Consider the following 12,853-nt stretch of genomic DNA (forward strand, 5'->3'; position numbering starts at 1 on the left):
CGCCCAAAACGAACCCTGATTTGACTCGAAGGGTCGCGACTTTCGTCGAGGAGTTGGCTAGCGTTCGCTGTGGGCGGGGTATGAGCGGGAAAGCCTTTGATTATAGCCGCGAGCTGCTGCCCCAAACTTACAAGACGGACGTCGCAGCGCTGGCATGAAGGCAAATTGCGGCGGCCGCGGCCACGTTCAACGACTCTTCGCCACCCGGTTGCGCGATGCGCACGTGCGTTGTTGCGCGCGCAGCGAGTGCGGCGGACACGCCCTGCCCCTCGTGGCCCATCAGCCAGGCACAGGGATTCGGCAAGCGGAGCTGGTGCAGCCATTCGCCTCGGTGCGAGCTGGTGGCGACGAGCGGCACCTTTAGGGTGTCGAGAACGTCGACCTCGACGCCTTCGATCAGACGCAAGCCGAAATGCGCACCCATCCCCGCACGCAGCACCTTAGGGGCCCAAAGCGCCGCAGTGCCCTTGAGCGCTATCACTTGCGTGAAACCGAAGGCCGATGCGCTGCGCAAAATCGAGCCCACATTGCCCGCGTCCTGCAAACGATCGAGGATGACGGTGGGCGCGTTTGGCAAGAGCACGAGCGGCTCGGGCAGATCGATCACGAAACCCATCGGCGCCGGCGACTCGAGCGCGCTCACTGCGGCCAGCAACGCATCCTCGATCACGATTGTTTTGACTGCCGCGCCGGACCATTCCACCTTGGCCTGCGGCCAGTACGTTTCGGAAAACACTGCGATGGCCGGCCGCACGCCACGTTCCAGCGCGGCTCGGCATAGATGATCGCCCTCCAGCCAGAGGCGGCCGAGTCTGCGGTACGCGCCTGCGTCGTGCGACAGCTTACGCAGGTCTTTCAGGAGCGGGTTCTCGCGCGAGCTGACATGGCTGACGTCGGGCGACGTCATTGCCCGAATCCGAGCATCGGAGGCGTTACGGGTAAGACGCGCAATTCGATTTGCGTCACCGTCGTTTCGACTCGAACGCCGATACCCAGAGCGCTCATGCGCACCAACGCCGCCGCGACAGGACTGAATGAACGCCGGTGGTGAATGCATGCACCGTGACGCAGCAATGCCTCTAGGTGTTCGGGCGTGCCGTAGCCCTTGTGACCGGCAAAGCCGTACTGCGGAAACTCGTCGTGCAACTGTTGACAAAGCTTATCGCGATGCACCTTGGCAATGATCGATGCGGCCGAGATCGACTTGATGAATGCATCGCCCTGAATGACCGCTTCGGCCAGCACATCGAGCGTCGGCAACCGATTGCCGTCGACCAGAACCTTGGCAGGCTTCAGTCGAAGCCCCTCGACGGCACGACGCATGGCGATCATCGTCGCCTGAAGGATGTTGTGAGTGTCGATCTCTTCGACAGTTGCGTGCGCGATGGAGCAACACAACGCCTTCGCCAGAATCTGCTCGTTGAGCCGCTCCCGCTGAAGCGCCGTCAGCGTCTTGGAATCGGCCAGGCCGCGAATGGGCCGTGAATCGTCGAGGATGACCGCGGCCGCGACGACGGGGCCAGCGAGCGGACCACGGCCTGCCTCGTCCACGCCCGCAAGCAGACCTGGCGCGTCCCACACCAGGCGCGCCTGTTCAGCCTTCAAGAACTTTTTGGATCGCATCGGCACACAGTCTCGGCGTATCTCGCTGCAGTTGCTGATGCAGCGTCGTAAAACGTTGTTCGAGCGCACGCACCTTGTCGGGGGCTTGCAGCCATGCCAGCGTAGCCTCGGCCAGAGCCTCGGGCGTGGCAGCGTCCTGCAGCAATTCGGGCACGACGAACTCACCGCAAAGGACGTTCGGCAATCCGACCCAAGGCTGCAACTGCTTCTTTTGCATGATGCGCCACGAGATGCCGTTCATGTTGTACGCGATGACCATCGGACGCTTGAAAAGCGCGGCCTCCAGCGTGGCAGTGCCGCTGGCGATCAAGGTCGCATCGCAGGCAGCGAGCGCCGCATGAGATTGGCCTTCGAGCAGCGTTATCTGGTCGGCTATGCCGCTGGCCTGAAGCGCGGCAACGACATCGGCGCGCAGGCTGGGAATGACCGGCACCACGAATTGCATGTTCGGTTTTGCGCGCTTCATGAGCGCCGCCGCTGCGAAGAATCGTGATGCCAGGTAACGCACTTCGGAGCGGCGACTGCCCGGCAGCAGCGCGACGACCGGCGCATTCGCATCTAGGCCCAACGCCACGCGGGCTGCGGCGCGATCGGGCTTCATCGGAATGACATCGGCCAGCGGATGACCCACGTAGCTCGCCGACACGCCGTGCTCGGCCAACAGCGCGGGTTCGAACGGAAAGATACACAGCACATGATCGGCTGCTGCGCGAATCTTTTCAATGCGGTCGGCACGCCACGCCCAGATCGACGGACAAACGAAGTGCACGGTCTTGATGCCGCGTCCTCGCAGGCTTGCCTCGAGGTCGAGATTGAAATCAGGCGCATCGACGCCGATAAAAAGATCGGGCCATTCGCGCAGCAGCCGGGCTTTCAGCTGTCGGCGAATGCCGGAAATCTCAGCGTAGTGGCGCAATACTTCGACATAGCCGCGCACTGCCAGCTTCTCTTGCGGCCACCAGGTCTCGAAGCCGCGTGCAAGCATGCGGGGACCGCCGATGCCGACCATCTTGAGAGCAGGCCAGCGAGCCCGCAACCCGTCGAGCAGCAGTCCGGCCAGCAGGTCGCCAGATGGCTCGCCCGCCACCATCGCGAATTGCCGCGGACCGACCTTGCTGTCCATGCCCGCTTCAGCGGTTCGGGTTTCTGAATGCCTCACCCGGCTCAACGCGCGATTCCGCGCGTGACGCTGGACAGAAAGTCGCTCATGAGCGCGGCCTCGGCCGCCGCGTCGGGCATCTCGGCCGTCAACTCGCTGATGCCGGCACGGGCCTCGTCGAGCGTCTTACCTTGCCGATACAGCAGACGATGCATCTGCTTGACCGCGGCGAGTCGCTCCGGCGAGAAACCGCGCCGCCGCAGGCCCACCAGGTTGAAGCCGCGTACCGCCATTGGATTGCCATCGACCAGCATGAAAGGCGGTACGTCCTGCGACACGGCGGTGGCGAAGCCGACCATTGCATGTGCGCCGATCTTCACGAACTGGTGGATGCCGACGAGCCCGCCGATCGTCACCCAGTCGCCGAGCTCGACATGGCCCGCGAGCGTCGTGTTGTTCGCCAACGTGGTGTGGTCGCCGACCAAGCAGTCGTGCGCGATGTGGGTGTAGGCCATGATCCAGTTGTCATGTCCCACGCGCGTAACGCCGCCCGCGCCTGGCACGCCGAGGTTGAAGGTGCAAAACTCGCGGATCGTGTTGCGATCACCGATGACCAGTTCGGTCGGCTCGCCCGCGTACTTTTTGTCTTGCGGCACTGCACCGAGCGACGAGAACTGAAAAATGCGGTTGTCCTGGCCGATCGTCGTGCGGCCCTCGATCACGCAGTGCGCACCGACCGTGGTGTTCGCACCGATCTTCACGTGAGGGCCGATGACCGTGTAAGGGCCGACCGCGACGGAACCGTCGAGTTCGGCTTTGGGGTCGACGATCGCCGTCGAATGAACCTGCGTCATGCGCCGTTCAGGATCAGTTGATCTGGCGCATGGCGCACATCAGAGTCGCTTCGCATGCGAGTTCGGTGCCTACGAGCGCACGACCCTTGAACTTGGAAATACCGGCCTTCATGCGCTCGATTTCAACTTCGAGCGTGAGCTGATCACCGGGCTCCACAGGCCGCTTGAAACGCGCGCCATCGATCGCAGCAAAGTAGTAGATGGTGTTCTCGTCTGGCACCATGTCTAGCGAACGGAACGACAGCAACGCGGCGGCTTGCGCCATGGCTTCGAGCATCAGCACACCCGGCATCACCGGCCGGTGGGGAAAGTGTCCGTTGAAAAAGGGCTCGTTCATCGTCACGTTCTTGATCGCCGTGATCCGCTTGCCTTTTTCCATCGACAGCACTCGGTCAACCAGCAAAAACGGGTAGCGATGCGGCAGCAGCTTGAGGATTTGATGGATGTCGAGCGATGTGTCGAGCGCTGAATCGAGCGTGGAGTCGGGCGTTGTCATGGTGCTTTGTTGTCTTGCGTGGCCGCTTTTTCAAGGGCCCTGAGTCGATCGCGCAGAGTGTGTAGCTGCCTGACGGTCGCGGCGTTTTTCTGCCAGGAAGCATTGTCGTCGATGGGGAACACACCAGTGTAGTGGCCCGGCTTGAGAATCGACCCCATGACCGTTGTGCCGGCCGAGATATGCACCCCGTCGGCGATGGTCACGTGCCCGATGATGATTCCCTGCCCGCCGATGGTGCAATGCGCGCCGATGCTGGTGCTGCCCGCGACGCCGGTGCAGCCAGCCATAGCCGTATGCTTGCCGATTCGGACGTTGTGACCGATCTGGATAAGGTTGTCGAGCTTGACGCCGTCTTCGATCACGGTGTCATCGAGCGCTCCACGATCGATGCATGTATTGGCGCCGATGTCGACGTCGTCGCCAATGCGTACCGCGCCAAGCTGCTCGATCTTGACCCACTTCCCTTCGTGCAGTGCATTTCCGAAGCCGTCGGCACCGATCACCACGCCCGGATAGAGGTTGCAACGCGCACCAATGATGCAGTCTTCGCTCACCGTCACGTTCGACTTGAGGACAGTGTCCGCTCCGATGCGCACGCCACGCTCGATCACGCAGAGCGCGCCGATACGGGCCGTCGAGTCGATGTCTGCGCCGGGATCGATGATGGCGCTGGGATGGATGCGCGGCGTGCCCGGTCGTGCAAGGTGTGCCTTCCACAACTGCGTGAGCAGTGCGAAGTAATACTGCGGGTCAGTTGCAACGATAAAGGCGCCGCGTGCTGCGGCGATTTCGCGCATCGCGGGAGCAACGATCACGCAAGCCGCCTTCGATACGACGAGGTCGTCGTTGAATTTGGAGCTGCTGAGAAAAGTGAGAGCGTCTGCCTGCGCGCTTTTCAATGGCGCGAGCCGCTCGATCGAAACCGCGCGGTCGCCATGGAGTTCGCCACCCAGGGCGTCGACGATGGCGCCAAGCGACAGTGCCACGGCGATCGTCCTCTTATTTGCTAGCGGCCGGCGAAGGCGCCGACGAAGGAGCGTTCAACGCCTTGATCACCTTGTCGGTGATGTCGTGCTTTGGGTTGATGTAGATCGCTTCCTGCAGGATGGCGTCGTACTTCTCCGCCTCGGCAACTTGCTTCACGACGCGGTTGGCCCGCTCGTAGACCTGTTGCAGCTCTTCGTTCTTCCGGGCATTCAGGTCTTCCTGAAACTCGCGTCGCTTGCGCTGAAAATCGCGGTCCTGGTCTACCAACGTGCGCTGTCGCGACGCACGCTGGGCTTCAGACAATGTCGGCGCTTCCCGCTCGAACTTTTCAGAGGCGCTCTTCAAGGCATCGCCCTGCCCCGCGAGGTCTTTCTCACGCTTCGAGAACTCTGCTTCGAGTTTGGCTTGCGCTGCCTTGGCAGGTTGTGCCTCGCGCAGCACACGATCCGGGTTGACGAAGCCGACGCGGAACGTTTCCTGCGCTTGCGACGGCGCACAAACAAATGCCAGTAAAGAGATCAGCAGCGTACCGGCCGCACGAACCAAATTGCTCATCAGAACGAAGTTCCAATCTGAAATTGCAAGCGTTGAACGCGATCGGCAGGCACCAATTCGATCAACGCATTATTCGGATCAACGACCTGCTTCTGCTGACGAATCGGGATCGCATAGGCAAGGCGCAGCGGTCCGAGCGGGGAAACCCAACTGATGCCCAAACCAACCGAGGCGCGGATCTTTTGCTGCGCTTTCCATTGTGCGTCGGTCACGCCGGTGCCACGGGTGGAGAACACATTGCCTGCGTCGAAGAACGAGTACAGCCGCAGCGTACGGTCGTTACCGGCACCTGGAAACGGCGTGCTCAATTCGGCATTGAAAATGGCCTTCTTGGTACCGCCGAGCGAGGCGCCCGTGACGAAGTCGCGCGGGCCGAGCGAGTTCTGCTCGAAGCCGCGAACCGAACCCAGGCCCCCGGCATAGAAGTTTTTGAAGATCGGGTACGCCTTGTCACCATACGGCCGGGCATAACCTGCTTCGCCGTTAATCGAGAACGTGTATTGCTTGGTGATCGGGAAAAACTGCTGGTACTGGTAGCTCGACTTGAGATACTTCATGTCGCCACCGACACCGATTTCCAGGTTGGCGCGCTGCAGGCGACCGCGGGTCGGAACCAGTGCACTGTCGCGATCGTCGCGCGACCAGCCGATGGTCAGAGGGATGCCAAACACCGACGGGTTAGAACAACTGGTCACGATGCCGGTTGTGCCATTTGTCGCGCACCCGAAATAGTCGCGATATGCCTGAGGCGAGGCGCTGTAGACGTATTGCCCGTTGACCAGCGTGTAGGTTCCGTTCGAGCCCGGATCGAAACGATAGCGCTCGAGCCCGATGCCGAAGAACACTGTGTCGACTTCGCTGAACGGCACGCCGAAACTGATGGAGCCTCCTTCATGCACGAGTTTGTAGTCGCCGTCCGCCGCATAGTAGGGACGCGTCGTCGCGGAATACAGGCTGAAGGTCCGGGAGATGCCGTCGGCCGTGAAGTACGGATCGGTCGCCGTAATTGAGATCGTGCGGTTGTACTTGCTGGTGTTGACCTGCAAGCCAAGGTAGTTGCCCGAACCGAAGACGTTTTCTTGCGTGATGCCGAACGTCAGAGAGACCTTTTCTGCACTGGAGAAGCCGGCACCCAGCTGCAGAGTGCCTGTAGGTTTTTCAACAACGCTCACCGTCAGGTCGACCTGATCGGGTGTGCCGGGGATTTCGACCGTGTCGACGTTGACCTCGGTGAAAAAGCCGAGACGGTCCACGCGATCGCGCGACAGCTTGATCTTGTCGCCGTCGTACCACGACGCCTCGTATTGACGGAACTCGCGACGGACGACTTCGTCACGCGTGCGGTTGTTGCCGCCGATGTTCACGCGGCGAACATACACGCGGCGCGAAGGTTCGGCCTGCAGCGTCAGGTTGACGCGGTTGTTGACGCGGTCGACTTCGGGCTGTGCCTGCACGCGTGCAAAGGCATAGCCGAAGGTACCGAAATAGTCTGTGAAGGCCTTGGTGGTAACCGTGACGTCTTCGCCGTTGTAGGCCTCGCCCGGCTTGATGGTGACGAGCGACTTGAACTCTTCATCGCGGCCAAGATAGTTGCCCGCGAGCTTGACGCCAGCCACGACAAACTTCTCGCCTTCTGTCACGTTGACGGTGACCGACAGATCCTGCCGGTCGGGCGAGATGGCGACCTGGGTCGAATCGATGCGGAACTCGAGGTAGCCGCGCGTGAGGTAGTACGAGCGCATCGTCTCAAGGTCGGCATTGAGCTTGGCGCGCGAATACTGGTTGGACTTGGTGTACCAGCTCATAAAGCCGCCGCTGTCCTGATCGAACAAGTCGAGCAAGGTCGACTCGCTAAAGGCCTTGTTGCCGACGACCCGGATTTCGCGGATGCGGGCGGAATCGCCTTCGTTCACCGTGAAGGTCAGGTTGACGCGATTACGTTCCGTCGGCGTCACGGTGGTCACGACGGTGGCGTTGTACAGGCTCTTGCTGATGTACTGGCGCTTCAGTTCTTGCTCGGCCTTGTCGGCCAGTGCTTTGTCGTAGGGGCGCCCTTCGGCCAGCCCGACTTCGCGCAGCGCTTTTTGCAGGACGGCTTTGTCGAACTCCTTGGTGCCGGCGAAATCGACATCGGCAATCGTCGGACGCTCTTCGACGATGACTACCAGCACGTTGCCGCTCACGTCGATTCGAACGTCCTTGAACAGCCCCAGATCGAACAGCGCTCGAATCGCAGCAGAGCCACGATCGTCGCTGTAGGTGTCGCCGACACGGAGCGGCAACGACGCGAAGATCGTTCCCGGCTCCACGCGTTGCAGGCCTTCGACCCGGATGTCGCGAACCGTGAATGGCTCGACAGCCCATGCGGCTGTTGCAGCCAGTGCACCGGCGACTACCGCTGCCACGCTACGCAAGCGAAAGCGACTGAAGTGTTTGTTCATCTGTGAAATGGGCCGGCTCGGAAAGAGACGACCGAAAGTTAACCAAGGAGCCGATTTACGTCGTTGAACAGTGCGATCGACATCATGACGAGAAGCAACGCGACGCCGCCGCGCTGAAAGCGTTCCATCCATGCGTCGGATACGCTTTTGCCTGTCAGGCCCTCCCAAAGATAATACATCAGGTGCCCCCCGTCGAGGACAGGCAAAGGCATGAGATTCAGGACCCCCAAACTGACGCTGATAAGTGCCAGAAATATGAGGTATTGGGTGAGCCCCATGCTCGCAGATTTGCCTGCGTAGTCAGCGATGGTGAGAGGTCCGCTGAGATTCTTGAGAGACGCCTCGCCGATAACCATCTTGCCCATCATGCGCACAGTCAGAGCAGACACTTCCCAGGTGCGAACGACGCCGCGCCAGAAGCCCATGACCGGACCTTGGCGCACAGTCACCATGACCGGCGGCGCGCCAACGTAGGCGCCAATGCGACCCACTTTGGCGGTGCCTTCGTCGCGAACGTCAGGAACGACATCGATGCTTATCGAGCGCCCGCCGCGCTCGATTGCCCAAGCCTGCATTTTCGGCTTTCCGTCATCCACCGAAGCGCGGATGACCTCGCGCAGTTGCTGCCCGTCCACGATGGCCGCAGTCCCGATCGATCGCACGAGATCGCCTTTCTTCAAGCCGGCGCGGTCGCCTGCGCTGCCCGCAACGACATCACCTATCTCAGGACGGGTCAGCGGTGCGATGACGCCTATCTTGCGAAACATCTGCGCGTCGGCATCCTTGGCCTCGACGCGGCTGAGCGGCAGCACCAGCTCGCGCGCAGGCTTACCACCCTCGCCCGAGATTTCGAGCGTCAGGTCGCGACGATCGAGTGCTGCCCGTGTCATGCGCCAGCGCAAGTCTTCGAATGAATCGACCGTGTCGAGCTCGCCGTCGAAGCCGGCACGCGTGATGTGCTCGCCGCCGCGCAGGCCGGCCTGTTCAGCTAAAGATGCCGGCACCGGACGTGCCAGCGTCGCCACCGGCTCCTGCACGCCGATCCAGTTGACGACGGTATAAAGCGCGACCGCAAGTAGCAGATTCGCAATCGGACCCGCCGCCACGATGGCCGCGCGCGAACGGAGCGGCTGGACGTTGAAAGCGCGATGCCGCTCTTCAGGCGCCACCACACCTTCACGTTCGTCCAGCATCTTCACGTAGCCGCCGAGCGGAAACATGCCGATGACGAACTCGGTTTGCTGACCCGGGCGCTGGCGCTTCGGCTGCCACCGGTAGAGCGTCTTTCCAAAACCGACCGAGAAGCGCAACACCTTGACGCCGCAGGCCACCGCGACGCGATAGTGGCCGTACTCATGAACAGCGATAAGTACACCCAGCGCGACGATAAAGGCAACGACTGTGAGCATCGGAATTCCCCCTGTTTGAAACGTCAGGCCGCGGCGAATCGTAGCGCGGCGGCGTTGGCAGCCCGTCGCGCTACCGCGTCGAGCGCCAGCAGATCGGCGAGCGACGACGGTTTGGAGGAAGCAACCACCTCCAAAGTTTCCATGTTCACTGCGTGTATGAGGTCGAAGCGCAGACGTCTATCCAGGAAAGCTTGAACGGCAACTTCATTGGCTGCGTTCAGCACGGCCGTCGTGCCCGGCGCAGCGCGCAGTGCCTGCCATGCCAGATCGAGACCTGGGAAGAGCGCCGCATCAGGCGTCTCGAACGTCAAGGCACCCATCGTCCGGAAGTCGAGCCGCGCCGCACCGCTCTCGATGCGCTCAGGCCATGCGAGGCCAACGGCGATAGGCACGCGCATGTCGGGCGTACCCAATTGCGCGACGACCGATGCATCGGTGAACTGCACCATCGAATGCACCACGCTTTGAGGGTGGATCACCACCTCGATCCGTTCGGGCAAGACACCGAACAGATGACGCGCTTCAATGACTTCGAGCGCCTTGTTCATCATCGTCGCGGAGTCGACCGAGATCTTGCGGCCCATCACCCAATTGGGATGAGCACACGCTTGCTCCGGCGTGACGTGGCTCAAGCTGCCGGCGGCGCGTGTGCGGAACGGACCACCCGAAGCGGTGAGGATGATTTTGTCGATGCGCCGACCCCAGGTCGCCGGGTCTTCGGGCAGCGATTGAAAGATGGCCGAATGCTCGCTGTCGATCGGCAGCAATGTCGCGCCTCCCTCACGCACGGTGTGCATGAAGAGTTCGCCGCCGACCACGAGCGCTTCCTTGTTGGCCAACAATAGCCGCTTGCCGGCGCGCGCAGCAGCAAGGCAAGCGCCAAGCCCCGCCGCGCCGACGATGGCGGCCATGACTGCGTCTACTTCGTCGTGCGAGGCTATCGCTTCAATTGCGTCCGGCGCCGTCAGCACGCGCGTTGCACTGCCGTTTTGCTTCAGCTTGTCGGCCAGCAGGTCAGCGTGTGGCGCGCTGACCATCACAGCGAAGCGCGGCTTGAAACGCATGCATTGGGCGAGCAGTTCGTCGACCTTGGTCGCGGCCGACAACGCGAAAACCTCGAAGCGATCGAGATGGCGCGAAATCACATCGAGCGTGTTGACGCCGACCGAGCCGGTCGAGCCCAACACGGTGATGCGCTGCTTAAGCGTATTCACAGAATGACCACAACATCATCGCGATCGGCAAAGCAGGAAGCAGTGCGTCGACCCGATCGAGCACCCCTCCATGGCCGGGCAGCAGACTGCTGCTGTCTTTGGCGCCGGCGCTGCGCTTGATGAGCGACTCGACAAGATCGCCGACCACGCTCATCGCCGCCATGAACACCACGCCGATCAGCAGCAACCACCAGCCCCGTTGCGCCAGCCGCGTGTAGAGGCTCGCAACCATCGCCTGTGCCGACGCATCGGCCCAAACCCATGCCAGCGCCAGCACCAGGACACCGGCCATACCGCCCCAAACCCCTTCCCAACTCTTGCCCGGACTGATCGACGGTGCCAGTTTGTTGCGCGTGAATTTGAGGCCAAAGGCGCGTCCGGCGAAATACGCGAACACGTCGGCCACCCACACGAGCAGCAAGATCGACAGCAAGAAATTAATGCCGATCATGCGAGCCTGCACTGCGGCCATCCAGGCCACCCACAACGCCAACAAGCCGCCCACCACGCGCAACGGTTTGGGGATGCGCGGCCAGCCGGGCACTGCGGCGCGCAGCAAAAAGGCCCCGCCCAACACCCATGCCGCACTCGCGACGATCCATACGATGGAAAGCGACTGGTCTAGCAAACCTAGCACCCAGGACAACAGGCAAAGACAAAGGATCTCGGCCCCGAACAGCAGCGAGATACCCTGCCCATAGCCATTTAGCTTGCCCCACTCCCAACCCGCCGCAGCAATCAACGCCAGCATCACACAGGCGAAAGGAATCGGAACGGTGCCGTTGGAAGGATAGAAGAGAGCCGGCAACAAGATCGCCAGAAGGACGATCGCCGTGATGATTCTTTGCTTGAGCATTTGACCTAAGTTGCGTCAGGCCGGCTGTCTGGCGCGCTCGGCGCCCGACGAAAGCTGCGCAGAGGTCTTTCCGAAACGACGCTCGCGACGCTGGAAGGCACCGATCGCCTCATCCAGCGCGGCCTCGTCGAACTCCGGCCAGAGCTTGTCGCTGAAGAACAGCTCCGCATAAGCGCTCTGCCAGAGCAGGAAGTTCGACAGCCGCTGCTCTCCACCGGTGCGAATAAAAAGATCGGGGTCTGACACATGGGAAAGCGCCATCTCGCGGTCGAGGCTGACTTCGGTGATCGGCTCGCCGCGCTCCGCCAATGCAGCTGCGGCACGGGCGATGTCCCATCGACCACCGTAGTTGAAGCACACGTTGAAAATAAGGTGCGTGTTGTGCGCCGTCGCTGCCTCGGCCTGCACCAGTCCAGCGGATATCTTTTCGGACAGACCGCCACGCTCACCGACGAAATGCAGACGCACACCGTCTTTGCTCAGTCGCGGCACTTCACGCGTCAATGCACCCACCATCAGGTCCATGAGGCCGGAGACTTCCTCGACTGGACGATTCCAGTTCTCGGAAGAAAACGCAAACACCGTCAGCACGCCGACGCCACGATCAACGCAGGCCTTGACGCAGCGACGGAGCGATTCGACACCCTGCTTATGACCGGCAACACGCGGCAAAAACCGCCGCGTGGCCCAGCGACCATTGCCATCCATGACGATGGCGATGTGATTCGGCACGGCAGGTGTTTGCCCCATGCTAGACGGCCATGATCTCCGCCTCTTTGGCGGCGACGAGGCGGTCGACTTCCGAGATATGACGGTCGGTCACTTTCTGGATCTCAGCCTCGGCGCGCTTCTGGTCATCTTCCGAAGCCAGCTTGTCTTTCACCAGTTTCTTTACCGATTCGTTGGCATCGCGTCGAAGATTGCGCGTAGCGATCTTGGCGCTCTCGCCCTCGTTGCGGACCAGTTTGGTCATCTCGCGCCGACGCTCTTCGCTCATGGCTGGCAACGGCACACGAATGAGGTCGCCCATCGACGCCGGGTTGAGCCCCAGATCGCTTTCGCGAATCGCCTTTTCGATCTTGGCGCCCATGCCTTTTTCCCAAGGTTGGACGCTGATCGTGCGCGAGTCGAGCACCGAGACATTGGCGACCTGGCTCAGCGGCACCGACGATCCGTAGTAGTCGACGTGGATCGAATCGAGCAACGCCGAGTTGGCGCGACCGGTGCGGATCTTGGTGAGGTTGTTCTGGAATGCGGCGAGCGACTGGTTCATCTTGACGTCGGTCGCACTGCGAATGTCTGCAATGGTCATCTCTAAG

At 61.6% G+C, this 12,853-nt stretch carries 13 protein-coding genes; all 13 read right to left on the reverse strand.

Annotation, left to right across the window (positions count from 1 at the left end; all coding sequences use genetic code 11):
• Nucleotides 1-127 precede the first annotated feature (127 nt).
• The 13 genes from RCH10_RS12040 to frr are packed head-to-tail and all read right to left on the reverse strand — an operon-like array spanning nt 128 to nt 12,846.
• Nucleotides 128-907, reverse strand: coding sequence for a TrmH family RNA methyltransferase (locus tag RCH10_RS12040; protein ID WP_409052537.1), 780 nt, complete (start codon nt 905-907; stop codon nt 128-130).
• Nucleotides 904-1,623, reverse strand: coding sequence for a ribonuclease HII (gene rnhB / locus RCH10_RS12045; RefSeq protein WP_409052538.1), 720 nt, complete (start codon nt 1,621-1,623; stop codon nt 904-906). The genes RCH10_RS12040 and rnhB overlap by 4 nt, the downstream gene beginning before the upstream one ends.
• Nucleotides 1,595-2,746, reverse strand: coding sequence for a lipid-A-disaccharide synthase (gene lpxB, locus RCH10_RS12050; protein WP_409052539.1), 1,152 nt, complete (start codon nt 2,744-2,746; stop codon nt 1,595-1,597). The genes rnhB and lpxB overlap by 29 nt, the downstream gene beginning before the upstream one ends.
• A 41-nt stretch (nt 2,747-2,787) precedes the next feature.
• Complete coding sequence (gene lpxA / locus RCH10_RS12055; RefSeq protein ID WP_323500675.1) at nt 2,788-3,576, reverse strand: acyl-ACP--UDP-N-acetylglucosamine O-acyltransferase; 789 nt, start codon at nt 3,574-3,576, stop codon at nt 2,788-2,790.
• Nucleotides 3,577-3,589: 13 nt separating this feature from the next.
• Nucleotides 3,590-4,072 carry a 3-hydroxyacyl-ACP dehydratase FabZ gene (fabZ, locus tag RCH10_RS12060; RefSeq protein WP_323495061.1) on the reverse strand — a complete coding sequence of 161 codons (483 nt, stop codon included), beginning with the start codon at nt 4,070-4,072 and terminating at the stop codon, nt 3,590-3,592.
• Nucleotides 4,069-5,058, reverse strand: coding sequence for a UDP-3-O-(3-hydroxymyristoyl)glucosamine N-acyltransferase (gene lpxD, locus RCH10_RS12065; RefSeq protein ID WP_409052540.1), 990 nt, complete (start codon nt 5,056-5,058; stop codon nt 4,069-4,071). The genes fabZ and lpxD overlap by 4 nt, the downstream gene beginning before the upstream one ends.
• 13 nt (nt 5,059-5,071) lie before the next feature.
• Nucleotides 5,072-5,614, reverse strand: a complete 543-nt coding sequence (locus RCH10_RS12070) for an OmpH family outer membrane protein (protein ID WP_323495059.1) — start codon at nt 5,612-5,614, stop codon at nt 5,072-5,074.
• Nucleotides 5,614-8,055: an outer membrane protein assembly factor BamA gene (bamA, locus tag RCH10_RS12075; protein ID WP_409052541.1), complete on the reverse strand. Its 2,442-nt coding sequence runs from the start codon at nt 8,053-8,055 to the stop codon at nt 5,614-5,616. The genes RCH10_RS12070 and bamA overlap by 1 nt, the downstream gene beginning before the upstream one ends.
• Nucleotides 8,056-8,093: 38 nt before the next feature.
• Nucleotides 8,094-9,464, reverse strand: coding sequence for an RIP metalloprotease RseP (gene rseP / locus RCH10_RS12080; RefSeq protein WP_409052542.1), 1,371 nt, complete (start codon nt 9,462-9,464; stop codon nt 8,094-8,096).
• 23 nt (nt 9,465-9,487) lie between these two features.
• Nucleotides 9,488-10,678, reverse strand: coding sequence for a 1-deoxy-D-xylulose-5-phosphate reductoisomerase (ispC, locus tag RCH10_RS12085; RefSeq protein WP_409052543.1), 1,191 nt, complete (start codon nt 10,676-10,678; stop codon nt 9,488-9,490).
• Entirely contained in the window at nt 10,665-11,534 is an 870-nt protein-coding gene (locus RCH10_RS12090) for a phosphatidate cytidylyltransferase (protein WP_409052544.1), read from the reverse strand. The genes ispC and RCH10_RS12090 overlap by 14 nt, the downstream gene beginning before the upstream one ends.
• Nucleotides 11,535-11,549: 15 nt before the next feature.
• Nucleotides 11,550-12,284, reverse strand: a complete 735-nt coding sequence (gene uppS, locus RCH10_RS12095) for a polyprenyl diphosphate synthase (RefSeq protein WP_409052545.1) — start codon at nt 12,282-12,284, stop codon at nt 11,550-11,552.
• Nucleotide 12,285: 1 nt separating this feature from the next.
• Nucleotides 12,286-12,846 carry a ribosome recycling factor gene (gene frr / locus RCH10_RS12100; protein ID WP_187052207.1) on the reverse strand — a complete coding sequence of 187 codons (561 nt, stop codon included), beginning with the start codon at nt 12,844-12,846 and terminating at the stop codon, nt 12,286-12,288.
• Nucleotides 12,847-12,853 lie beyond the last annotated feature (7 nt).

It is taken from the genome of Variovorax sp. GrIS 2.14, assembly GCF_046115955.1.
GTDB lineage: Bacteria > Pseudomonadota > Gammaproteobacteria > Burkholderiales > Burkholderiaceae_C > Variovorax.